This is a genomic window from Bacillus sp. KICET-3 (assembly GCF_033261025.1).
Taxonomy (GTDB): Bacteria; Bacillota; Bacilli; order Bacillales; family Bacillaceae; genus Bacillus; species Bacillus sonorensis.
The window spans coordinates 3,334,474-3,358,816 of record NZ_CP137345.1 but is presented as its reverse complement, the minus strand read 5'-3'; the positions used below and the strand labels follow the sequence as shown (position 1 = coordinate 3,358,816).

General features: G+C 47.4%; 22 protein-coding genes, 2 pseudogenes and 1 other annotated feature (1 of these 25 cut by a window edge). Of the genes and pseudogenes, 19 read left to right on the top strand and 5 right to left on the bottom strand.

Features of this window, described 5'->3' with window-relative positions; translation table 11 throughout:
- Positions 1-40: a sequence feature (ribosomal protein L20 leader region), on the top strand; it begins 94 nt to the left of the window's first position.
- A 68-nt stretch (positions 41-108) separates the two neighbouring features.
- From infC to R5H20_RS17120, 4 genes are all read left to right on the top strand, one after another.
- Positions 109-627 (top strand): translation initiation factor IF-3, encoded by a 519-nt coding sequence (gene infC / locus R5H20_RS17135; protein ID WP_087962510.1) that lies wholly within the window; start codon positions 109-111, stop codon positions 625-627.
- A 17-nt stretch (positions 628-644) separates the two neighbouring features.
- Positions 645-845, top strand: coding sequence for a 50S ribosomal protein L35 (gene rpmI, locus R5H20_RS17130; protein ID WP_006637947.1), 201 nt, complete (start codon positions 645-647; stop codon positions 843-845).
- 32 nt (positions 846-877) lie between these two features.
- Positions 878-1,237 (top strand): 50S ribosomal protein L20, encoded by a 360-nt coding sequence (gene rplT / locus R5H20_RS17125; protein WP_006637946.1) that lies wholly within the window; start codon positions 878-880, stop codon positions 1,235-1,237.
- 61 nt (positions 1,238-1,298) lie between these two features.
- Positions 1,299-1,568: a DUF1294 domain-containing protein gene (locus R5H20_RS17120; protein ID WP_006637945.1), complete on the top strand. Its 270-nt coding sequence runs from the start codon at positions 1,299-1,301 to the stop codon at positions 1,566-1,568.
- Positions 1,569-1,580: 12 nt separating this feature from the next.
- Here R5H20_RS17120 and R5H20_RS17115 read toward each other — a convergent pair whose 3' ends face one another.
- Positions 1,581-1,982, bottom strand: coding sequence for a hypothetical protein (locus R5H20_RS17115; protein WP_006637944.1), 402 nt, complete (start codon positions 1,980-1,982; stop codon positions 1,581-1,583).
- 176 nt (positions 1,983-2,158) lie between these two features.
- Between R5H20_RS17115 and R5H20_RS17110 the strand changes: the two genes are divergently transcribed.
- The 11 genes and pseudogenes from R5H20_RS17110 (at position 2,159) to R5H20_RS17060 (ending at position 14,771) form a co-directional block, all read left to right on the top strand.
- Positions 2,159-3,244: a M42 family metallopeptidase gene (locus tag R5H20_RS17110; protein WP_029419156.1), complete on the top strand. Its 1,086-nt coding sequence runs from the start codon at positions 2,159-2,161 to the stop codon at positions 3,242-3,244.
- A gap of 202 nt (positions 3,245-3,446) precedes the next feature.
- The gene (locus R5H20_RS17105) at positions 3,447-4,358 is read left to right on the top strand and encodes an arabinan endo-1,5-alpha-L-arabinosidase AbnA (RefSeq protein ID WP_081605374.1); all 912 of its coding nucleotides are present in this window, start codon (positions 3,447-3,449) and stop codon (positions 4,356-4,358) included.
- Positions 4,359-4,629: 271 nt separating this feature from the next.
- Positions 4,630-6,110: pseudogene (gene araA, locus R5H20_RS17100) on the top strand (L-arabinose isomerase).
- 14 nt (positions 6,111-6,124) lie between these two features.
- A pseudogene (gene araB / locus R5H20_RS17095) lies at positions 6,125-7,813 on the top strand (ribulokinase).
- Between the two features lie 19 nt (positions 7,814-7,832).
- Positions 7,833-8,519 carry an L-ribulose-5-phosphate 4-epimerase gene (gene araD, locus R5H20_RS17090; RefSeq protein ID WP_006637940.1) on the top strand — a complete coding sequence of 229 codons (687 nt, stop codon included), beginning with the start codon at positions 7,833-7,835 and terminating at the stop codon, positions 8,517-8,519.
- 39 nt (positions 8,520-8,558) lie between these two features.
- Complete coding sequence (locus tag R5H20_RS17085) at positions 8,559-9,731, top strand: sn-glycerol-1-phosphate dehydrogenase (RefSeq protein WP_051056679.1); 1,173 nt, start codon at positions 8,559-8,561, stop codon at positions 9,729-9,731.
- Positions 9,732-9,770: 39 nt separating this feature from the next.
- Positions 9,771-11,042, top strand: coding sequence for an arabinooligosaccharides ABC transporter substrate-binding protein AraN (locus R5H20_RS17080; RefSeq protein ID WP_206702802.1), 1,272 nt, complete (start codon positions 9,771-9,773; stop codon positions 11,040-11,042).
- Positions 11,043-11,072: 30 nt separating this feature from the next.
- The gene (locus R5H20_RS17075; protein ID WP_006637937.1) at positions 11,073-12,017 is read left to right on the top strand and encodes an arabinooligosaccharides ABC transporter permease AraP; all 945 of its coding nucleotides are present in this window, start codon (positions 11,073-11,075) and stop codon (positions 12,015-12,017) included.
- Positions 12,018-12,860 carry a carbohydrate ABC transporter permease gene (locus R5H20_RS17070; RefSeq protein WP_006637936.1) on the top strand — a complete coding sequence of 281 codons (843 nt, stop codon included), beginning with the start codon at positions 12,018-12,020 and terminating at the stop codon, positions 12,858-12,860. It begins immediately after the preceding gene.
- A 33-nt stretch (positions 12,861-12,893) separates the two neighbouring features.
- The gene (locus tag R5H20_RS17065) at positions 12,894-14,402 is read left to right on the top strand and encodes an arabinosylfuranosidase ArfA (protein ID WP_006637935.1); all 1,509 of its coding nucleotides are present in this window, start codon (positions 12,894-12,896) and stop codon (positions 14,400-14,402) included.
- A 90-nt stretch (positions 14,403-14,492) separates the two neighbouring features.
- Entirely contained in the window at positions 14,493-14,771 is a 279-nt protein-coding gene (locus tag R5H20_RS17060; RefSeq protein WP_224254427.1) for a hypothetical protein, read from the top strand.
- Between the two features lie 125 nt (positions 14,772-14,896).
- Here the strand turns inward: R5H20_RS17060 and R5H20_RS17055 are convergent, their stop codons facing one another.
- From R5H20_RS17055 to R5H20_RS17045, 3 genes are read right to left on the bottom strand one after another with little or no spacing between them, the layout of a single operon-like run.
- Entirely contained in the window at positions 14,897-16,345 is a 1,449-nt protein-coding gene (locus tag R5H20_RS17055; protein WP_006637933.1) for a PH domain-containing protein, read from the bottom strand.
- Complete coding sequence (locus R5H20_RS17050) at positions 16,332-16,811, bottom strand: PH domain-containing protein (protein WP_006637932.1); 480 nt, start codon at positions 16,809-16,811, stop codon at positions 16,332-16,334. The genes R5H20_RS17055 and R5H20_RS17050 overlap by 14 nt, the downstream gene beginning before the upstream one ends.
- 11 nt (positions 16,812-16,822) lie before the next feature.
- On the bottom strand, positions 16,823-17,416 hold the full coding sequence (locus tag R5H20_RS17045; RefSeq protein WP_006637931.1) for a TetR/AcrR family transcriptional regulator: 594 nt from the start codon (positions 17,414-17,416) through the stop codon (positions 16,823-16,825).
- Positions 17,417-17,595: 179 nt separating this feature from the next.
- Between R5H20_RS17045 and cstA the strand changes: the two genes are divergently transcribed.
- Positions 17,596-19,392 (top strand): carbon starvation protein CstA, encoded by a 1,797-nt coding sequence (gene cstA / locus R5H20_RS17040; protein ID WP_006637930.1) that lies wholly within the window; start codon positions 17,596-17,598, stop codon positions 19,390-19,392.
- Positions 19,393-19,424: 32 nt separating this feature from the next.
- On the opposite strand, the gene sspI is transcribed toward cstA, so the two are convergent.
- A complete protein-coding gene (gene sspI, locus R5H20_RS17035; protein WP_006637929.1) occupies positions 19,425-19,640 on the bottom strand; it encodes a small acid-soluble spore protein SspI in 216 nt (71 codons plus the stop codon).
- Positions 19,641-19,755: 115 nt separating this feature from the next.
- Here sspI and R5H20_RS17030 point away from each other — a divergent pair, with 115 nt between their 5' ends.
- From R5H20_RS17030 to pheT, 3 genes are all read left to right on the top strand, one after another.
- Positions 19,756-20,502, top strand: a complete 747-nt coding sequence (locus tag R5H20_RS17030) for a TrmH family RNA methyltransferase (protein WP_006637928.1) — start codon at positions 19,756-19,758, stop codon at positions 20,500-20,502.
- 361 nt (positions 20,503-20,863) lie between these two features.
- Complete coding sequence (gene pheS / locus R5H20_RS17025; protein WP_006637926.1) at positions 20,864-21,898, top strand: phenylalanine--tRNA ligase subunit alpha; 1,035 nt, start codon at positions 20,864-20,866, stop codon at positions 21,896-21,898.
- A gap of 15 nt (positions 21,899-21,913) precedes the next feature.
- Positions 21,914-24,328, top strand: coding sequence for a phenylalanine--tRNA ligase subunit beta (gene pheT, locus R5H20_RS17020; protein WP_006637925.1), 2,415 nt, complete (start codon positions 21,914-21,916; stop codon positions 24,326-24,328).
- Positions 24,329-24,343: the final 15 nt, after the last annotated feature.

Genomic DNA, 24,343 nt, shown 5'->3' with positions numbered 1-24,343 from the left:
CGCAGTGTGGGTGTTGTTATGCCCACACTTTTTGTTTGCCTGTGGAAATGCAATGAAGCGGTCAAAATGAGTTGTGAAATCAATTCAAAGATTCTATGGAGGTGGCTCATTATTAGCAAAGATCAATTGGTTAATGAGGGTATCCGTGCGCGTGAAGTTCGTTTGATCGGACAAAATGGCGACCAGCTGGGGATCAAATCCCGCCAGGAAGCACTGGAGATTGCCGGTCGCGCAAATCTTGACCTTGTGTTAGTTGCGGCAAATGCAAAACCGCCTGTCTGCCGGATTATGGACTATGGAAAGTACAGATTCGAGCAGCAGAAGAAGGAAAAAGAAGCACGCAAAAATCAAAAAATCATTAACTTAAAAGAAGTGCGGCTGAGCCCGGGTATTGAAGAACACGACTTCAATACAAAGCTTCGCAACGCCATCAAGTTCCTGCAAAAAGGGGACAAAGTAAAAGCATCCATCCGCTTTAAAGGCCGCGCGATCACGCATAAAGAAATCGGACAGCGCGTTCTCGACCGTTTTTCGGAAGCCTGCGCGGAAGTTGCAACCGTTGAAACGAAGCCGAAAATGGACGGCCGCAGCATGTTCCTGGTGCTCGCACCTAAAAATGAAAAGTAATTAAGGAGGAAACATCCATGCCAAAAATGAAAACTCACCGCGGATCTGCGAAACGTTTTAAAAAGACAGGTTCCGGGAAACTGAAACGTTCTCATGCATATACTAGCCACTTGTTCGCAAATAAATCTCAAAAACAAAAACGCAAGCTTCGCAAAAGCGCGATCGTCAGCGCGGGCGATTTCAAACGCATCAAGCAGCAGCTTGCCAACATTAAGTAATTCGGAAAAGGGATAATTAGGAGGGAAATCTAATGCCAAGAGTAAAAGGCGGAACTGTTACACGCAAACGTCGTAAAAAGGTTCTTAAATTAGCAAAAGGTTATTTTGGTTCAAAACATACATTATATAAAGTAGCTAACCAGCAAGTCATGAAATCTGGAAACTACGCTTTCCGTGACCGTCGTCAGAAAAAGCGTGATTTCCGCAAGCTTTGGATCACTCGTATCAATGCCGCAGCTCGTATGAACGGTCTTTCTTACAGCCGTTTAATGCACGGTCTTAAACTTTCCGGCATTGAAGTCAACCGCAAAATGCTTGCTGATCTTGCTGTAAACGATCTTTCTGCATTCAATCAGCTTGCTGATGCTGCAAAAGCTCAATTAAACAAATAATAAAAAGGCCGTTCACGGCCTTTTTTTATTTGATGTCAACGGCAAGGGGGGAAAATGACAAATGAGTATGATGCTGACAGCCTTCATCCTGATCAACGGATATGGTTTCGCGCTGATGAACATCGACAAACAAAGAGCCGTCCAAAACAAATGGAGGATATCTGAACGCCGCATCTGGCTGACTGCCGCTCTGTTCGGCTCGGCTGGCGTCTGGCTTGGAATGCTCTGCTTCAGACATAAAACGAAGCATCTCTCCTTTAAGCTGGGGATCCCCTTCCTGCTGATGATTCAAGCCGTATTGGCGGTTGTTTTGCTATATGTCATGAACTAAAAGCAGAAAAGCTTATCGCTGTTCTGCTTTTTTGTTTTTAAATTTTTTGAGGGATGAATCCCAATCGATTTTGCAGTCCGGGTAGTGTGCTTTGATTTTGTTTTCCAATTCGAGAAAATCCTCTTCCGTAAAAGACTTGAGCTTTTCTTCCGGGGCATCCGACCACACGAAAATCGTATGGATAAACAGAGGATGGTCTTTGGAGGGAATGTGTTTTTCCCCTTCGAAGAGAACGCCCTTAAACGCTAATTTGAAATTTTTGCGCGTATTTTTTTGTTCGTCCAAAAAATAGAAATGTTCTTTTGCCTGTGCGGATTTCAGTCTCCGTTTCGGATCGCCCAAAAACTGAACGGTCTTGTATACGACATAAATTAATAGCGCCAGCAAAGCGAATCTCAATATAAGGACAAGCATGTTCAAAAGAACCTCCCATGAAAGAAATTCAGGTATATCTGAATATATACGAACCACTTCATTAAACGTTTCATTTTTTTCAAAAAAAAACGACTGCAACCGATATTGATCGTATTGAAAAGGTTTGTTTTTGTATAATAGTAATTGAGGGTTAATTAAAGGAGGCTGTAAATGATATGGCAAAGCTTGATGAAACGCTTACCATGCTAAAAGAATTGACAGACGCAAAAGGGATACCAGCAAATGAAAAAGAACCCAGACAAGTCATGAAATCATACATAGAGCCGTTTGCCGATGAGGTAACGACAGACAGACTCGGTAGTCTGATTGCTAAAAAGACCGGCCGGGCCGACGGACCGAAGATCATGATTGCCGGTCATCTCGATGAAGTCGGTTTTATGGTAACGCGCATTGATGACAGGGGATATCTCCGTTTTCAGACGGTCGGAGGCTGGTGGTCACAGGTCATGCTGGCGCAGCGTGTGACAATCGTGACGAAAAAAGGGGAGGTCACCGGTGTCATCGGTTCAAAGCCGCCTCATGTTCTCTCCCCTGACGCCCGCAAAAAACCGGTGGACATTAAAGACATGTTTATCGACATCGGCGCTTCAAGCAGAGAGGAAGCGATGGAATGGGGCGTTCTTCCCGGAGATCAAATCGTACCTTACTTTGAATTTACAGTCATGAAAAATGAAAAGATGCTGCTTGCCAAGGCATGGGACAACCGTATCGGCTGTGCCATCGCAATAGACGTTTTGAAACGTCTGAAAGGCGCCGACCACCCAAATATCGTGTATGGCGTAGGGACGGTTCAGGAAGAAGTCGGATTGCGCGGTGCCAAAACCGCTGCACACACAATCAAGCCGGACATCGCTTTTGGAGTCGACGTCGGAATCGCTGGAGATACACCGGGGATTACGGAAAAAGAATCGACAAGCAAAATGGGTAAAGGTCCGCAAATCATTTTGTATGACGCTTCAATGGTTTCCCATAAAGGGCTTCGCGATTTTGTCACAAATGTAGCCGATGAAGCGGGAATTCCATACCAATTTGATGCCCTCTCGGGAGGGGGGACCGACTCAGGATCGATCCACTTGACCGCAAACGGAGTACCCGCTCTTTCGATAACGATTGCAACCCGCTATATCCATACACATGCGGCGATGCTTCATCGCGATGACTATGAAAATGCCGTCAAACTGATCACCGAAGTGATCAAACGACTGGACAATGAAACGGTGCAAAACATTACGTATGATTGATTCAAAAAAGCCGGCAGCTTGGCAAACAGCTGTCGGCTTTTTTTGGAATGTTTATGGCAGCGCTTACATATAAAAAGTTAGAATGTTCCGTAAAATTCCATAAAAGGAATATTCACTTGGCTTTTGATATTTTGAAGGGAGTGGTTTTGTGAAACGATATTCACAATGGTTTTCATTGGCGGCGGCATTTGTAACCGCGCTGATGCTGATGTTTTCGACGGATCAATCTGCTTCAGCCGCATTTTGGGACACAAAAGGGGACAACATCATTCATGATCCTTCTATGATTAAAGAAGGGAATACATGGTACACCTTTGGCACGGGAATCGGAAACGGATTGCGCGTCATCAAATCGAATGACGGAATCACATGGAGTGCAGCACCGAGTATCTTTCCAACTCCATTATCATGGTGGAAAATGTACGTACCAAATCATGAAGAAAATCAATGGGCGCCGGATATCAGTTATTATAACGGACGGTACTGGCTGTATTATTCCGTCTCTTCGTTCGGCTCAAACACCTCGGCGATCGGGCTTGCTTCCACAGACCGGATCGCCTCAGGGCAATGGCGCGACCACGGACTTGTCATCAGGACGACTTCGGCTGATAACTATAATGCGATTGACGGGGATTTAGTAATTGATAAAGACGGAAACCCGTGGTTGTCCTTCGGTTCCTTTTGGAGCGGCATCAAGCTGACAAAGCTCGATAAAACCACAATGAAACCGACGGGAAGCCTTTATTCGATCGCCTCAAGGCCGAATAACGGCGGGGCGGTTGAAGCGCCGCACATTACGTATAAAGACGGCTACTATTATTTATTCGTTTCATTTGACAGCTGCTGCAAGGGGGTCAACAGCACGTATAAAATGGCCTACGGCCGTTCAACCAATATTACCGGGCCTTACTATGATAAAAATGGAAAAAGCATGATGGCCGGAGGAGGGACGATATTGGACGCCGGAAATGAACGCTGGAAAGGGCCGGGACATTCCGATATTATGGGCAATTCGGTCATTGTCAGACACGGCTATGATGCTCTTGATAACGGGATTTCAAAATTGTTAATCAATGATTTGTATTGGGATTCAGCAGGCTGGCCAACGTACTAGCTTCCGCTTGCCAAGCAGATGTCAGTCTGCTTGGCTTTTTCTTTTCGAATGTGTCAAAAAAAATTTAAAAACATGCTGGAAATTGAATTGACAGTATATGGTGTTAAGAATATAATGAACTTGTTCGTATGAATATAAAACTTGTTTATAGATGTACGTACGTATTAGGATAAGATTTGGTGCCGAAGGCTCTTCATCAAATGCTTTTGTAAGCGTTTTATTTTAATGGTTTCATAATGTTTCATCATACCGGGGCATAGGAGGAAAAATCTTGATTCAATCAAAAACGTACGAATTTTGGTTTGTTGCGGGCAGCCAGCATTTATACGGAGAAGAAGCTGTCAGGGAAGTCGAAGAACATTCAAAAATCATGTGCAGAGGGTTAAATGACAGCCAACTGAGGTTCAGTGTCAAATATAAAACGGTTGTCACTTCGCCTGATGGCGTGACGAAGCTTATGAGAGAAGCGAACAGCGACGATGCATGCGCAGGTGTCATCACTTGGATGCATACGTTTTCACCGGCCAAAATATGGATTCAAGGTCTCACAGAACTGAAAAAACCGCTGCTTCACTTCCATACTCAATTTAACAGGGACATCCCGTGGGACAAAATCGACATGGACTTTATGAATATCAACCAATCAGCACACGGAGACCGCGAATATGGGTTTATCGGAACAAGATTAGGTCTTCAGCGTAAGGTGATTGTCGGACACTGGGAAGATGCCGAGGTGAAAAAGGCGGTCGGCCGATGGATGAGCGCCGCAGTCGCCTCTGTTGAAAACCGCCAGATCAAGGTGGCACGGTTTGGAGACAACATGCGGAATGTGGCGGTGACGGAAGGCGATAAAATAGAAACCCAAATTCAGCTTGGCTGGTCTGTCGACGGATATGGGATCGGAGATCTAGTCCGGGAGATCAACGCAGTATCCGAGCAAAGCGTCAGCGAACTGCTGGCAGAGTATGAAGAGCTCTATGAATGTCCTGAAGACGGCGCTGCCCGTGAAGCCGTAAAAGAACAGGCGCGGATCGAGCTTGGATTAAAGCGCTTTCTAACAGCCGGCGGCTATACCGCATTTACGACGAACTTTGAAGATTTGCACGGCATGAAGCAGCTTCCGGGCTTGGCCGTTCAGCGGCTGATGGCTGAAGGCTATGGCTTCGGCGGAGAGGGAGATTGGAAAACGGCCGCGCTTGTCCGGATGATGAAAGCGATGGCTGACGGAAAAGAAACCTCATTTATGGAGGATTACACATATCACTTTGAACCAGGCAATGAAATGATTCTCGGTTCGCACATGCTTGAAGTGTGTCCGTCGATTGCCGAAAACAACCGAGAATTGAAGTGCATCCTCTGTCAATCGGCGGCAAGGAGGATCCGGCGCGTTTGGTTTTTGACGGAATCGCAGGGTCTGCGGTCAATGTTTCTTTAATCGATATGGGCGGTCGTTTGCGGCTGGTCGTCAATGAAGTCGAGGCTGAAAAGGTTCCGCATGAGATGCCGAACCTTCCGGTGGCGCGCGTCCTTTGGAAGCCGCAGCCCTCTCTCAGAACCTCTGCGGAAGCGTGGATATTGGCGGGCGGGGCGCATCATACATGCCTTTCCTATCAGCTGACGTCCGAACAAATGCTGGACTGGGCTGAAATGACGGGCATTGAAGGGGTTTTGATCAACCGGGATACGACGATCGTCAACCTGCGGAATGAACTCAAATGGAGTGAAGCTGCATACCGGCTTCGCATGTTTTAAGGGGGTGCTCGATTATGGCATTTACAATCGGGGTTGATTTCGGAACATTATCAGGAAGAGCCGTCCTGGCGGATGTCCGGACAGGGGAAGAAATCGCGACAGCGGTAAAAGAATATACGCACGGCGTAATCGATCATGAATTGCCCGGGACAAAGCAAAAGCTTCCGAGAGACTGGGCGCTTCAGCATCCCGCCGATTACATTGAAGTGCTGGAAGAGACGATTCCAAGCCTTTTGCGCCAATCGAAAGTCGATCCGACAGAAATCATCGGCATCGGCATCGATTTTACGGCATGTACGATTCTGCCTGTCGATAAGGATGGAACACCGCTTTGCATGAGGGCGGAATATGCGGGTGAGCCCCACAGCTATGTGAAGTTATGGAAGCATCATGCCGCACAGGAGCAGGCGAACAGGCTGAATCGAATCGCTGAAAAAAGAAATGAAGCATTTCTTAAAACATACGGCGGAAAGATTTCCTCTGAGTGGCTGGTGCCGAAAGCAATGCAAATCGCGGAAGAAGCACCGGACATATACGATGCAGCCGCCGAAATCATGGAAGCCGCCGACTGGATCGTATACCGGCTGTGCGGAAGAGTCAAACGAAACAATTGTACAGCGGGCTATAAAGCAATCTGGAACTGTACCGACGGCTACCCTTCGGAAGACTTTTTCGCGGCTTTGCATCCGAAGCTGAAAACAATTGTTGAGGAAAAATTGACAGAAGACATTTATCAGGTAGGGGAAAGAGCCGGCGGACTGACTGAGGAAATGGCCGCTAAAACCGGTCTTTTGCCGGGAACGGCGGTTGCTGTTGCCAATGTCGATGCGCACGTTTCCGTTCCGGCGGTCGGTATCACAGAACCGGGAAAAATGCTGATGATCATGGGCACATCCACCTGCCACGTACTGCTTGGTGAGGATGTCCGCATGGTGCCGGGAATGTGCGGAGTTGTAGAAAACGGCATTTTACCGGGGTATGTCGGCTATGAGGCGGGCCAGTCCTGTGTCGGCGACCATTTTCATTGGCTTATCAAGCATTTCGTCCCGGAAGCGTATATGAAAGAAGCTGAAGCAAAAGGTGTATCCATATATGAGCTGCTGTCACAAAAAGCGGACAACATGCGCGTCGGTGAAAGCGGCCTGCTTGCACTTGACTGGTGGAACGGAAACCGTTCGACGCTTGTCGATGCGGATCTGACGGGGATGATGCTCGGGATGACCCTGTCAACCAAGCCTGAAGAAATATACCGTGCTTTAGTTGAAGCGACCGCATATGGGACGAGAATCATCATCGAAACATTCCGGCAGAGCGGCGTGCCGATCGAAGAGCTGTATGCCGCCGGAGGAATTGCTGAAAAAAATCCGTTCATCATGCAGATTTACGCTGATGTGACAAACATGGAAATTAAAATTTCCGGTTCTCCGTAGGCTCCTGCTTTAGGATCGGCGATATTCGCGGCGCTTGCCGCCGGAAGTGAAAAAGGCGGATATGATCAGATTGAAGAGGCCGTCAAGCATATGGGGAAAGTGAAAAATCATACGTACAAGCCGATCCCGGAAAATGTAACATTGTACGATCAGCTCTATGCGGAGTATAAGGAGCTTTACACATACTTCGGAAAACAAAATGATGTCATGAAGCGGCTCAAAAAATTAAAAAACATCCAGTCCGCAGAGCTACGCCGTCCGGTAAAAGGCTAATCAAAAGGAGGAGAAACTTGTGCTGGAGGCTGTGAAAGAACAAGTGTTACAAGCGAATTTACAGCTTGAAGAGCATCGGCTCGTCACGTTTACATGGGGAAATGTCAGCGGGATTGACCGCGAGAAAGAGCTGGTCGTCATCAAACCGAGCGGTGTGAAATACAGCGAATTAAAAGCGGAAGATCTCGTCGTACTGAACATGGAAGGAGAAGTTGTAGAAGGGAAGCTGAAGCCGTCGTCAGATACCCCGACTCATCTGCATCTTTACAAAGAGTTTCAGACGATCGGCGGGATTGTCCACACGCATTCCCCGTGGGCGACAAGCTGGGCACAATCGGGAAGGGACATTCCTTCCTTGGGAACGACCCATGCCGATTATTATCACGGCGATATCCCTTGTACGAGAGAAATGTATGCTGATGAAATCGCGGGACAGTATGAATTAAATACCGGAAAAGTTATCGTGGAGACGTTCCAGCGTCTTGATCCGCGCGACATTCCGGGCGTTCTCGTCAACAACCATGGTCCGTTTTGCTGGGGAGAGGATGCATTGACGGCTGTCCACAATGCCGTCGTTCTGGAAGAGGTCGCAAAGATGGCCTACCATTCGCTTATGCTGAATCCGTCCTTACATCCGATCAGCGATGTTTTGCTTGATAAGCATTTTTTCCGGAAGCATGGAGCTGACGCGTATTACGGCCAATAGAAGGAGGCGTGGACTATCGTGAATGATCTGATCTCTTATATGAACAATACTTTAGGCGCCTGTCAATGCGGAGCCGTTCATTTTCCGCTTACCATCGAAAAAATTGCGCTTGGGGAACATGCCGTTGATCAAGAGCTGCCGGCCTATATAAAAGCTTCATCATTTCAACACATCGCCATCATTTGCGATGAGACGACCGGCCGGATTGCAGGAAACCGGCTGGAGTCGCTTCTCGCGGGAACAGCAAATGTGTCCCGGATCAAGCTTGAGGCCAATCCGGCCGGCGATGTCACCGCAGATGAGAGAACATTGGTCAAGGCCTTGATCGATGTGCCGATTGATGCGGACGTGCTAATTGCGGCGGGTGCGGGGACAATTCATGATATCGTCCGGTTTTGCGCTTTTCAGCGAGGCATCCCGTTTATTTCGGTGCCCACGGCTCCGTCGGTTGATGGTTTTACATCAGCCGGAGCCCCGCTGATTGTAAACGGCACGAAGCAGACGATTCAAACAAAGGCGCCGCTTGCATTATTTGCGGACATTGAGGTTTTGCGGAACGCGCCGCAAAAGATGATTGCCGCCGGTTTTGGCGATATGCTCGGCAAAATAACGTCTCTCGCCGATTGGGAAATCTCCCGTTTGCGTGATGAACCATACTGTCCGACCGCTGCCGGCATCACGAGAAAAGCGCTTGACCAATGTCTGTCCCGGATGGACGACATATCGGCAAAAACGTGCGAAGGCATTACGAGTTTGATGGAGTCGTTGATCCTTTCAGGCCTTGTCATGCTGATGCTCGATCATTCAAGACCCGCTTCAGGGGGAGAGCATCACCTTTCGCATTATCTTGAGATGAAAGCGCTGGAAAACCATAAACGGCAGGTGCTCCACGGAGCAAAAGTGGGATGCGCCGCCATTATGCTGGCTGATGTATACCGGTCTCTGACGGAGCGGGATATCGGCGATGAACGTGTCGGAAACACGATGCGCTCCGCCTATGAACAGCTCCCGGCCGGGGAGAAGATGGCCGAATGGATGAGACATGTCGGCGGCCCGGTATCCTTCAAGGAACTGGATGTTGATGCGCCGCTTCTTGAGGAGGCGATGGCCCATGCCCATAATCTCAGGGACCGCTATACGGGACTGAAAATCATGAATCAATATGGTCTTTTGCCTGACATCAGGCAATATGTCAAACATGGAAGGGGTTAAAGCGTGAAAAAGGTCCTTTCGTATTTTCTCCTGACGATCATGGCTCTAAGCTTGCTTTTAACGGGCTGCAGGGCGAGCCCCACAGCAGGCAAGGAGTCTGGTGCGACAGAACTGACATTTTGGACGTTCAACGGGCTGCACGAACAATTTTACACGGAAATGGTAAAAGAATGGAACAAAGCATATCCGGACCGAAAGATTCGATTAAATACGGTCGTTTATCCATACGGACAGATGCATGACAATCTTTCGATTTCACTTTTGGCGGGAAAAGGGGTTCCGGATATTGCCGATGTCGAACTCGCCCGTTTCTCCAATTTTTTGAAAGGCTCTGACATTCCTTTGACAGATTTAACCTTCCTGGTGGAAAAAGAACGCGACAAGTTTGTGGAAGCAAGGCTCACCCTTTACAGCAAAGATGGAAGACTGTACGGTCTCGATACCCATGTCGGAACGACCGTGATGTATTACAACATGGATATGTTAAACAAAGCGGGCGTTGATCCGGATGACATCAAAACCTGGGAAGATTACAGAAATGCGGGCAAAAAGGTCGTAGAGGCTACCGGCAAACCGATGACGACGATTGAAACGACAGATCCGAATTCATTTTTGCCGCTGATTTCCCAGCAGGGGTCGGGCTACTTTGATGAAAAGGGGCGCCTGACATTAAACAATGAAACAAGTGTCAAAACGCTCGAATTCCTGAAAACCTTAATCGAAAAAGATAAAATTGCGATCACAACGCCTGGCGGAAATCATCATAGTGAGGAATATTACGGTTTCATGAACCAGGGCGGAGCTGCCTCCGTTTTGATGCCGATCTGGTATATGGGAAGGTTTTTGGATTACATGCCTGATCTAAAAGGGAAGATCGCGATCAGGCCTCTGCCGGCATGGAAGGAAGGCGGAGACCGCTCGGCAGGTTTGGGCGGGACAGCCACCGTCATCCCGAAACAAGCGAAGGAAGCCGGTTTGGCCAAGGAATTTTTAAAGTTCGCCAAAGTATCAAAAAAAGGGAATATCAAGCTGTGGACCGTGCTTGGTTTTGATCCTTTGCGATGGGATGTGTGGGATTCGGAAGAGTTGAAAAAACCGAATCAATATACTGAATATTTTCAAAACGGCAGCCGGATTTTTTCCGTGCTCCTTGAGGTGAAAGATGAGATCAATCCGCTTTATCTCACTGAGGACTATGCGAAAACTTCAGATCTCGTCAACAGAAACGTACTGTACGAAGCGCTCAAAACGAAGAGCAAAACACCGAAAGAAGCATTGGACAAAGCAGCCGCCGAAGTGAAGGGACAATAGTCTTTCATTACTGTAAAGCGAGGCGATAACTTGAAGACTGTTAAAACAGATACCGTGCATTCATTTCCGCCGGTGAGCAGAAAAAGAAAGATGACTCGCTTTTTATACTCAGCAAAAGCCGCACCTTATATTTTCACAGCACCTTTCGTACTCTCCTTTTGTATATTTTTTCTTTATCCGCTTATCAGCGTCGTCATCATGAGCTTTCAAAGCATCCTCCCCGGAGAAATCCGTTTCATCGGGCTGGAAAACTATAAAGCTTTAAACAATCCCACTTTTTATACCGCATTATTCAATACAATGAAATACACCTTTTGGACATTGTTGATTTTAATACCGGTTCCTCTTATTCTTGCAGTCTGTTTGGATTCAAAACTGGTGAAGTTTAAAAATGTGTTTAAATCTGCTTTGTTTATACCTGCCTTAACGTCTACGATTGTAGCGGGAATCATTTTCAGGCTGATTTTCGGAGAAATGGAAACATCTCTCGCAAACTCGATTTTGATGAAGCTCGGGGCCTCTCCGCAAAACTGGCTGAACAATGAGCATACAGGGATGTTTTTAATGGTGATGCTCGCATCCTGGCGCTGGATGGGAATCAATGTGCTCTATTTTTTGGCCGGTCTGCAAAATGTTCCAAAGGAATTGTATGAAGCAGCCGAAATTGACGGCGCAGGCACGTTGAAGAAGTTTTATCATATCACCCTGCCGTTTTTAAAGCCCGTCACCGTCTACGTGCTGACGATCAGCATCATCGGCGGCTTCCGGATGTTTGAAGAAAGCTATGTGCTGTGGCAAAACAATTCCCAGGGCAATATCGGGCTGACAATGGTCGGCTACATTTATCAGCAGGGGCTTGCCTACAACAACATGGGCTACGGATCGGCTCTCGGAATCGTGCTCCTGATCATTATTTTTATCGCCAGCCTGATTTCATTAAAGCTGTCTGGATCCTTTAAAAAGGAGGGCTATTAAATGCATCCTGCCAGAGGCTTGCACATTGCGAAAATCGCTGCGTTTTTCCTGTTTGCGATCTTAAGCTTTTTGTTTGTATTTCCGCTTTTCTGCCTTTTGCTCGGCTCGCTGAAACCATCTTCGGAATTGCTGCGGTTCGGGCTGAATTTGAAGCTGAGCCCGGAAATTTTAAGTCTAGACAACTATACTTATTTGTTTAACGGAGGAAGCATTTATTTTAAATGGTTTTCAAACAGTTTGCTTCTTGTGGTTATTTCCACCGTTTTAACGCTTTTATTCTCATCAATGGTCGGCTACGGGCTCGCTGTTTATCAATTTAAAGGGAAGAATCTGCTGTTTGTGTTTGTGCTCTTGATCATGATGGTGCCAATCGAGATTTTAATGCTGCCTTTATTTAAAATGACGGTCTCTTTGCACATCGTCGATACGTACGCCGGAGTGATCCTCCCGTTTATCGTCTCGCCCGTCGCCGTCTTTTTCTTCCGGCAGTATGCGCTCGGCCTGCCGAAAGACTTGCTCGACTCGGCGAGAATGGACGGGTGCACCGAATTCGGCATTTACTTCCGGATTATGGCGCCGCTGATGAAGCCCGCTTTTGGGGCGATGATCATCCTTCAGTCCTTAAACAGCTGGAACAATTTTTTATGGCCGTTAATCGTTTTGCGATCAAAGGAAATGTTTACGCTTCCGATCGGATTGTCGGCTTTGCTCAGTCCGTACGGTAACAACTACGACATGCTGATCTCAGGGTCGGTGCTGGCGATTCTGCCTGTTATATTGATTTTCTTGTTTTTCCAAAAATATTTTGTTTCAGGTTTGACGGCAGGCGGAATTAAAGGCTGATCAATATATATTCTGTGGGGAGGAATGATGGAAATGACCGTAAAACAAGCGAAAATGACGATTGATAAGGAGTACAAGGTGGGAGAGGTTGACAAACGGTTGTACGGTTCATTCATCGAGCATCTGGGAAGAGCCGTCTATGAAGGCATTTATGAACCGGATCATCCTGAGGCTGATGAATCGGGCTTTCGGAAAGATGTCATCAAACTGGTGAAAGAGCTGAAGGTGCCGTTTATCAGATACCCGGGTGGAAACTTTGTATCGGGATACAACTGGGAGGACGGAGTCGGACCTGTCGAAAAGCGGCCGACAAGGCTGGATTTGGCATGGGCGACAACCGAACCGAACCTGGTCGGTACCAACGAATTCATGGATTGGGCGAAGCTTGTCGGCGCCGAAGTGAATATGGCCGTCAACCTGGGCACACGGGGAATTGATGCGGCCCGAAATCTCGTGGAGTACTGCAACCATCCGTCAGGCTCATACTACAGTGATCTTAGAAAATCCCACGGTTATAAAGAGCCGCATAAGATCAAAACATGGTGCCTCGGCAATGAGATGGACGGTCCTTGGCAAATCGGCCATAAAACCGCCGCCGAATATGGAAGGATTGCCGCTGAAGCCGCAAAGGTCATGAAATGGACCGACCCTTCCATCGAACTGGTCGCCTGCGGAAGCTCAGGGAGCGGAATGCAGACGTTCATCGACTGGGAAACAACCGTGCTCGATCATACGTATGATCATGTGGAGTATATATCGCTTCACTCGTATTATGGAAACCGTGATAATGACCTTCCAAACTATTTGGCGAGATCGCTTGATATGGATCATTTCATCAACACGGTGGTTGCCGTCTGCGACTACATGAAAGCGAAAAAACGCAGCAAAAAGACGATTCACCTTTCATATGATGAATGGAATGTCTGGTATCATTCAAATGAAAAAGACAAACTGGTCGAGCGCTGGGAGCGCGCGCCTCATCTTCTTGAAGACATCTACAATTTCGAAGATGCGCTCTTGGTCGGCTGTATGCTGATTACGATGCTGAAGCATGCGGACCGCGTGAAAATCGCCTGTCTCGCACAGCTTGTCAATGTGATCGCGCCGATCATGACAGAAAAAGGCGGGGAAGCGTGGCGGCAGACGATTTTCTATCCGTTCATGCACGCCTCCGTCTACGGCCGGGGAACGGCTTTGCAGACGGTCGTCTCATCACCGAAGTACGACAGCAAAGACTTTACAGATGTTCCGTACTTGGAATCAGTCTCTGTGTTCAATGAAGAAGCGGAAGAATTGACAATATTTGCAGTGAACCGCGACACGGAAGGCGGCCTGCAAATTGAAGCGGATGTCAGAAGCTTTGAAGGCTATGCCGTAAGCGAGCACATCGTCCTTGAACATGAAGACAACAAAGCGACAAATGAACAGGACCGGAACAATGTCGTTCCCCACAGCGGCGGAGACGCCAAAGTATGCGACGGCAGGCTGACGGCTCATCTTCCGAAGCTTTCCTGGAATGTGATCAGACTGAAAAAACGATGATGTAAAAAAACCGGCCGCTGTGCCGGTTTTTTAGGTGTGAAAAGGTGTGCGCATTTATGCCGGAGAATACTATAAAACAGGAGGGAGGATATGATGAAGGCGTTTTTTTCGGCTGCATACTGCTTTTTGATGTACGGGTTTTTAGCGTACCTTTGGCTTCTGTTTATCACGACGATCCTTGATCGGGCCCGGTTTCTCAGTCACTCATTTTTAGAGGCAGGCGTCATCTTGATCGGCACCATTTTGTTTTTTTCACTGTCTCACCATTTCTCAGTTTCGCTTGTCAAAACAAAAGTCAATCGAATCGCGGGGATCGCCGCGTTTTGTCTAGTCATGGCCGTTCATTTTTTTGTCGTTCCGCTGTGCTAACAGAAAAAGGGCGGATATCCGATGATACCCGCCAATTACGCCTTGAAAAGGCAGCAGATGAAGCTTGTGTCTATTTTATTCTTATTATTCCTATTAGTCAACTTGGTTTTGAGAAATTTTGAAAATCATTCCTTTGTTTTAAGGGCATGTTGATAAAGATCTGTTGCATTCTCTATTGGAATGTGGTTGATCGAAAACTTCACATTTTCTTTTCCTGAAGCAACAGCCAGCTTAATTGACGCCAAGTTTTTTCTCTCTTGCATAAATGTTTGGCCTAATGATGCCCATTGAATGCGCCCGCGTTTCATAATTGCCGTTTTCCGGGATAAAATTCCGTATTGCAAAGTTAAAAAACGGTTGCTTTGATTCCAGCCAATCATTCGATACCCCATCCATCCCAGACTGAATAATCCGAGCGGCAGAACTGCGGCCAGATTGTGATAGTCAGAAGGCACAAACAGCCATATCGGTACGGCAAGTAGACAGCCGGCTATAAATGGCATAACCATATAGTGAATTTTGGCCTCCTTTGTGAGCATGTGCAGATGGCTGCCCTTGCGGTAACCGGTAAACGGTTCAAGCATGGATTGGGCTTTTTCTTTTTTTACAAAAGGAAGAATGGTAACGGTTTTACTGTTTTGCTCATTTGAACGATTGCGAATCACAACAGCTTTGATTGCTGCATACCCTAAGAGGCGGTGAATCGGATGCTCGATGATAAGAATGGCCTGGATCCGGTTTTGGGCGATCGTTCGTTTTTTCTTCTCAAACAGACCCTGTTCAGTCTCAATTTCTCCTTTGCTATTTTTCCTTAATGTGAATTGAAAATCACTTGCAAATGTGAGTAATAGCGAAAGCGCGAATGATAGAATAGCCATCAAGACCACCGTGATCATGATCCAGTTGGGGCCGAACCAGCCGGATAAGTAGGTGAACAAAGTGTCCCGGGCTCCTTCTTTCGATATATCCAAATATTTTAGCAATCCAAGCAATAATAGCGTAAACACAATCCCGAATTTAGGCGATAGCAGGCTGTGTAAAATGAGATCATTTTTAGATAATTGAAACATTGAGTCTTCAGCATGTTCGCGCGGCCTGACTTTTGTTTCTGTTTTTAAAGCCGTCCGAATGCGCTGTTCTTCTTCTTTTGAAATGCAGCTGAGAATGATGCTGGATTCATCACCTCCGGCAAGTTCAATTGTTAACGTTCGTGTAGAGAATAAATGGTCATATACACGGATCGTAGAATCGATGGATTGAATGCGGTCCGGCTGCACCCATCTTTTCTTGACGACAAGTAAACCGGATTCAACATATATCGCTTTCTCATGTATTTGGTAGGTAAATGCCCGCCATTTCAATACACCAATTATGAAAAACGCGATAATAAGCAAAGAACCTAGAGCAATATTGATGATGAAAGCGGGGATGTGGCTGCCCAGTTTATGAATAAATAGTACGAGCAGCGGAACCAGCCAAATGAAGGACAACGATTCCTTGATCGCTATCATGACAAAATAAAGGATCGAAACAGGATGGAGACGATGTTTTATTAATGTTTCAGACTTGTTCATCGCTTAACCTCGCATAGGCTTCAATATCTTGGCGGATAGATTCGGCGGTTCCTTCGGCCAATCCCAGAATGTCGTGGCTGCCGGCTGCCGTTGATAAAGTCACTGTATATAAATTGTACTTTTTTAAAATAGGGCCTTGTTTTGCTTCGACATGCTGGACTTTTCCCATGGGAATTAATACTTTTCGCTTAAAAAAGATCCCTTTATGGATTTGGATGCTTAATTCACTGATCCGATATCGCCATAAACGATATTTCCACCTTGGCAAAAGATAAAGTTCAAATGGTACAGAGGCAATAGCCAAACACGATGCTCCAGCCAATATCCATTTTGGCCAGCCGAATGTTAAAGTACAGTATAGCAAGGCAAGGATAACGCATGTATACACGCATAACGTGATCACACCTTCAAGCTTCCTTGCGTCAACAATTTTTTTGTCTAATTTCTGCAATTTGCCAGTTCTCATGATAGTCCCCCCTATTTAGTTGTTTTTCTCGTTGCATAATCGAATGTATCAACAATTTCAGATATCGTGCTCTCCATGTCTGATATATCATGATTTGCGATTTTTGGTCCCAATGAATCGATTACGCTTCGCACGGTTCTGGCCATAATGAGCGGGGAAAACTCCCTGAAACTCTCTTCCATTTCCTGTCCCCACTTCAAAATGTCAATCAGCGGTTCATATATTGATTCATCTTCATCCTTATAATACAGCTCACCGCTTTCTGTTCGTAAGTTGGAAACCACTTCAATGATTGCGGTAACGTATTTGGGGTGCTCAAACATGAATCTGAGATTTGATTCAATATAGGCACGGAGTGTAGCCGGTGCACTGTCCAAACCGTCCATGAATTTTTCCATATAAGGCGCTGCAAGTCCGTAGGAATGCTCCACAACAGCCTTCATCAGCTGCATTTTATTCGGAAAATGATACGTGACGACTCCTTTGCTGATTCCCCCCTTTTTTGCGATATTGCCGATCGAGGCATTCGCATAGCCTTCTTCCGCAAGCACTTGAATGGCGTCTTCAATAATTTGCAGTCTTCGCTTTTGTCTTTTTGTATTCATGGTTTCATTTTAGTACGATCGTGCTAAAGTGTCAATTTAAAAATGATTCTATATGAAATGGAATCTAATAGTCTAAAATACAGAAACAAAAAATAAGGGGGGCTTTTTTAAAAATGATGATTGCGCTTACATAAAAGATAAGCTATGTTAAAAAGGAAACAAAGGGGGGAGGAATTGGGATGAATGCAATTACGATTGTGATCGCCTCAATTTGCATATTGGCGATCGCCTACCGTTTGTATGGAACTTTTATGATGGTGAAAGTGCTGAAGGTGGATGACGAAAAACCGACTCCTGCCCATCTTCAAAAAGACGGCAAAGATTATGTGCCGACAAATAAATGGGTATCCTTCGGCCATCATTTTGCGGCGATTGCGGCGGCGGGACCGCTTGTCGGGCCGATTTTGGCCGCGCAATTCGGCTATCTGCCCGGCCTGATATGGCTGTTGATCGGAGCGGTTATCGGGGGAGCCGTTCACGATATCGTTGTTTTGTTTGCATCCATGCGCAGAAATGGAAAATCGCTTTCAGAAGTCGCCAAAGAAGAGCTCGGACCTGTCGCCGGGTTTTGCACCGGGCTTGCGATGCTGTTTATTATTACGATCACAATGGCGGGGCTGTCGATGGTTGTGCTCCATGCGCTCGAACGCAATCCGTGGGGGACGTTTGCTGTAGCTATCACGATACCAATTGCCATGGGAGTCGGTTTATTTTATAAAAAAACGGGCAATTTAAAGCTGGCATCAACCGGCGGGTTTATCCTGCTGATGATCGGCGTGTTCATCGGACCGTCTGTCGCAAGTACACCGCTTGGCGAGGCGCTGACGCTTGATGCAAAAACGCTTGCGATCGCGCTTCCGGTCTATGCGTTTTTTGCGGCGGCGCTTCCGGTCTGGCTGCTGCTTGCGCCGAGGGATTATTTGAGCAGCTTTATGAAGATCGGCGTGTTTATCGCGTTGATTGCAGGGGTGTTTGTCGTGAATCCGGCGATTCCGTTTCCGGCGTTTACCGAGTTTACGGAAGGGGGCGGCCCGGTCTCGCCAGGTCCGGTTTGGCCGTTTATTTCCATTACGATCGCATGCGGCGCGATTTCCGGCTTCCACGCGTTTGTCGGCTCAGGCACGACGCCGAAAATGCTCGATAAATGGAGCGATATGAAATTCGTCGGCTTTGGCGCGATGCTTGTGGAGTGCCTTGTCGGGATTATGGCTTTGATTGCAGCGACGGCATTGCAGCCGGGCGATTATTTTGCGATTAACAGCGCGCCTGAGGTTTTTCGGACGCTTGGGATGGACACCGTCCATTTATCTGAGCTCAGCCGGGAGATCGGGCTTGATTTGGAAGGAAGAACGGGCGGAGCCGTTACGCTTGCCGTCGGCATGGCCTATATTTTCACGGACATTCCGTTTTTCAGCCACTTAGCCTCGTATTTCTTTCAATTTGTCATCATGTTTGAAGCCGTCTTTATTTTAACGGCGATTGACGCCGGAACGAGGGTGGCCCGCTACTTGATTCAGGACTTTTTCGGCGAAGTGTACAGACCGCTCAAAAAAACCGATTGGCTTCCAGGTTCAGTCACCGCCAGCGCGCTCGCCTGTTTGATGTGGGGATACCTGCTGTATTCAGGCGATATCAGCTCCATTTGGGCGCTGTTTGGCGTTTCCAATCAGCTGATGGCATCTGTCGGCCTCATCATCGGCGCGACCGTCGTCTTGAAAATCGCCGATAAACGGCGGTATATGCTGACATGCCTTATTCCGCTCGCCTATTTATATGTAACCGTCAACTATGCGGGATACTGGATGATCAGACACGTCTACTTTAATGCGGAAGCGGCCGGCTACAGCATTTTAAACGGCATTTTGTCGATCATCATGCTGATGTTGGGATTGGTCATCATGATTGCCGCCATTAAGAAGTGGACGGTGCTTTGGCGTGATCCGGCTTTGAGAATGGAGCCATCCATTCCGGGCTGATAAAATAAACCGGGGCCATCCGGGCCTCCGGTTTATTGTTTTGGTTTCAAACCTTGTTCCAACGTTTCGAGCATTTCATTTTTGTCTGATTCTGAAGCGTTCTGCCAAATGACCTCAAACAAAACGCCCAATCCAGGCAGCATTTTTTCTTCTCCGCTTTGGATCGCATCGACGATCGTGTGCTCAAGCTCCTCCTGCGTGTTTCCGGAAACATTCGCAATGACTGCGTGTCGCAAATTCAAATCCACTTTTTTCACTCCATTTCCATATCTGATTTTCTATATTCTGTCTCGTTTGCGGGTTTATTATGTATCATTCATGAGATATAATGTGACTATTGCCAGACAAAGGAGTCAAAATGATTTGAAACGAATTGAATCAGCTAAAAATCAAAAAGTGAAGGATTGGAAAAAGCTTCATACGAAAAAGGAACGGACGAAAACCAATACTTTTCTAATAGAAGGTGAGCACCTTGTTGAAGAGGCGCTGAAAACGCCCGGGAACGTAAAAGAAATTATGGTCATGGAGGAAGCCGATCTTCCGGCGGGACTTGATGTATCTGTTTCTTGTTATATTCTGAGCGCTGAAGCTTTTTCAGCCATTACGGAAACAGAGACACCGCAGGCTGTGGCCGCCGTCTGCCAAATGCCTGAACAAGGCCCTTTTCAATATGAAAAGCTGCTCCTTGCAGACGCTGTACAGGACCCCGGCAATTTAGGGACGATCATTCGGACGGCTGATGCGGCAGGAATCGATGCTGTTGTTGTCGGACACGGGACGGTAGACCCGTACAACGCGAAAACGCTCAGATCCGCCCAAGGTTCGCATTTTCACATCCCGATCATCAAAGCGGAGCTTTCCGGACTGATAGAAGAGCTCAAAGAAAAGCAGATTCCCGTTTACGGAACGGCCCTGCAAAATGCCGTTCCATTTAGGGAGGCGGAGCCGTCGCGGTCATTTGCGCTTCTAATCGGAAATGAGGGCTCTGGAGTTGATCCGGATCTTCTCGGCCGGACGGACAAGAACCTGTACGTTCCCATTTACGGTAAAGCCGAATCCTTGAATGTGGCGGCCGCAGCGGCGGTACTGCTTTATCACCTGCGCGGATAACCGGTTGCACAGGATGATCTAATTCACTATAATGAATATAATATGTTGAAAAACAGTGATAGAGGAGCGGTTTTTTGCGAGTGCCGCCATTCAGGGAGAAAATGCCTGAGACTGAGAGCATTTTTATGGCCGGCTTAAAAAACGTTTCACCTCTTGAGTTGTCACCGGGACCACATGCATGCCATGTGTAAAGGTGAACCGGAGTCAATCCGTTATGTCAATGAAGTGAGAAGCAAAGCTTGTTTTGCTTTTCTTAAAAAGGGTGGTACCGCGGGCCACAATTCGTCCCTTTCATACAGAGAGGGGCTTTTTTTATTGTCAATTAACAAGTTTGTCCAGATAAAAGGAGGAAATGAAAAACATGCAGGAACAGCTGAAACAGCTTGAAAAAGAAGCGGTTGCCAAAGTTGAAGGCGCACAGTCATTAAAAGAAGTCAACGATGTCCGCGTGGCGTATCTTGGGAAAAAAGGGCCGATCACAGAAGTGCTCAGGGGAATGGGAAAGCTTTCTGCTGAAGAAAGGCCGAAAATGGGCGCTCTGGCAAATGAAGTGAGAGAAACGATTGCCGCCGCCATTGCTGAAAAAAATGCCCGTCTTGAAGAGGAAGAAGTCAAAAGAAAGCTGAAAGAACAGACAATTGATGTGACGCTTCCGGGAAGTCCCGTCAAAACGGGATCAAAGCACCCGCTGACGATCGTGATCGAGGATATTGAAGACCTGTTTATCAGCATGGGCTATTCTGTGGAAGAGGGGCCTGAGGTGGAAACGGATTACTACAATTTCGAAGCGCTGAACCTTCCGAAAGACCATCCGGCGCGGGATATGCAGGACAGCTTTTACATCACTGAAGACACCCTGATGAGAACGCAGACTTCACCGGTTCAGACACGGACGATGGAAAAGCACAAAGGAAAGGGTCCTGTCAAAATCATCTGTCCCGGCAAAGTGTACCGCCGCGACAATGATGATGCGACACACTCTCACCAGTTTATGCAGATTGAAGGGCTTTGCGTCGATCACAACATCAGCATGAGCGATCTGAAAGGAACGCTTGAAACCGTCGCTAAAAAGATGTTCGGCGAAGAACGCGAAATCAGATTGCGTCCAAGCTTCTTCCCGTTTACAGAACCATCCGTGGAAGTCGATGTTTCCTGTTTCAAATGCGGAGGAAAAGGCTGTTCCGTTTGTAAACAAACAGGCTGGATTGAAATTCTCGGCGCCGGAATGGTGCATCCGAACGTGCTTGAAATGGCCGGATTCGATTCCAAACAATATCAGGGCTTTGCGTTTGGAATGGGTGTTGAACGCATCGCGATGCTGAAATACGGCATTGATGACATCCGTCATTTCTATACGAACGATGTTAGATTTTTATCTCAATTTAAACAGGCTTAAAGAGGAGGACGCGTGATGTTTGTTTCATATAAATGGTTGGAAGAATACGTGAATTTGGACGGAATGACGCCTGATATTCTCGCTGAAAAGATTACGAGAAGCGGGATTGAAGTGGAAGGCGTCGAATATAAAGGCGAAGGAATCAAAGGCGTTGTCATCGGACATGTCCTTGAACGCGAACAGCACCCGAACGCCGATAAATTAAACAAGTGCCTTGTCGATATCGGCGGAGATGAGTCTGTACAAATCATTTGCGGCGCTCCGAATGTCGACAAAGGCCAAAAAGTGGCCGTTGCGACGGTCGGCGCCGTACTGCCGGGCAACTTCAAAATCAAAAAAGCCAAGCTCCGCGGCGAAGAGTCGAACGGCATGATCTGTTCATTGCAGGAGCTCGGCATTCAAGGCAAGCTTGTGCCGAAAGAATATGCGGAGGGCATTTTCGTATTCCCGAATGATGCCGAAACGGGAGCGGACGCGCTGGAGAGCCTTGCACTTGACGATGCGATCCTTGAGCTCGGTCTGACGCCAAACCGCGCCGATGCGATGAACATGCTCGGCGTCGCCTATGAAGTGGCGGCGATTCTCGGACGCGATGTGAAGCTTCCTGAGACGTCCTATCAACCTGGCGGTGAAAAAGCGGAAGACTACATTTCGGTGAAAATCGAAGACCAGCAAGCGAATCCGCTATACGCGGCAAAAATCATTAAAGATGTCAAAATCGGCCCTTCACCGCTCTGGATGCAGACGAAGCTGATCAATGCCGGAATCAGACCGCATAACAATGTCGTCGATATTACGAACTTTGTGCTGCTCGAATACGGCCAGCCGCTGCACGCTTTCGACTATGACCGCTTCGGTTCAAAAGAGGTCGTCGTCCGCAAAGCGGCGGAAAATGAAACGATTGTAACACTTGATGATGAGGAAAGAACATTATCAGCCGATCATCTTGTCATTACGAACGGCTCCACGCCGCAAGCCGTCGCAGGTGTTATGGGAGGTGCCGAGTCAGAAGTCCGCGAAGATACGACGACGATTTTGCTCGAAGCGGCGTACTTTAACGGACAGACTGTCCGCAAGGCTTCAAAAGACCTCGGACTTCGCAGCGAATCAAGCATCCGCTTTGAAAAAGGAATCGACCCCGCACGCGTGCGACTCGCCGCAGAACGGGCAGCCGACCTGATCAGCCAATATGCGGGCGGTACTGTGTTGGAGGGGACAGTGGACGAAAATCACCTTGACATCCAAGAGGCTGTCATCAGCCTTTCCGCTGATAAAGTGGCGAAGGTGCTCGGCATGTCCATCAGAAAAGAGGAAATGGTCCATATTTTCAAGAAGCTCGGTTTTTCCGTCGAAGAAGCGGACGGCAAGCTGATCGTGACCGTTCCGACAAGAAGAGGCGACATTACGATCGAAGAGGACTTAATCGAAGAGGTTGCAAGACTGTACGGCTATGACAATATTCCGTCTACACTGCCTGAAGTGACGGGCTTTACCGGCGGACTCACCCCTTATCAAGAAAAGCGGAGAAAAGTGAGACGCTTTCTGGAGGGAGCGGGGCTTTCACAGGCGATCACGTACTCGCTGACAAACGATAAAAAAGCGACCGCCTTCGCTCTTGAAAAATCGTTCAAAACGATTCTTTCTCTGCCGATGAGCGAGGAGCGAAGCGTATTAAGACACAGCCTGCTTCCAAACCTGCTTGACTCTGTCGCCTACAACCTGGCGCGGCAGACCGATTCCGCAGCCTTTTACGAAATCGGCTCGGTTTTCCTAAAAGTCGAAGAACAGACAAAACCGGTTGAAAAAGAATATGTAGCTGGCGCTGTGACAGGTCTGTGGCACAAAAACCTTTGGCAGGGCGAGAAGAAGCCGGTTGATTTCTTCGTTGTCAAAGGCATTGTCGAAGGCCTTTTAGAAAAACTCGGCATACAGGAAGGCATCGAGTATGTTCAATCTGAAAGAAAAGAGCTTCATCCGGGGCGGACGGCCAATATTTTGCACAACGGCAGCCTGATCGGTTTCATCGGCCAGCTCCATCCATCGGTCGAAAAAGAGCTCGATCTGAAAGAAACGTACGTATTTGAGCTAGACCTGCACGCGCTATTCACGCTGGACGTACCGGCCATCACGTACACGGCCATTCCGAAATATCCGTCCGTCACACGCGACATCGCGCTTGTCGTGAACAAAGACATCACGAGCGGCCAGCTGGAGAGCGCCATTAAAAAAGCCGGCGGAAAATTATTGAAGGAAGTGCACGTCTTTGATGTCTACGAAGGCGAGCATATGGAAGAAGGCAAAAAATCGGTCGCTTTCAGCCTCCAATATTTAAACCCGGAACAAACGCTGACAGAAGAAGAAGTGACAAAAGTCCACGACCAAGTGCTGAAAGCGCTGGAGGATACGTATCAGGCTGTGTTAAGAGGATAAAACTTAAAAAAATAA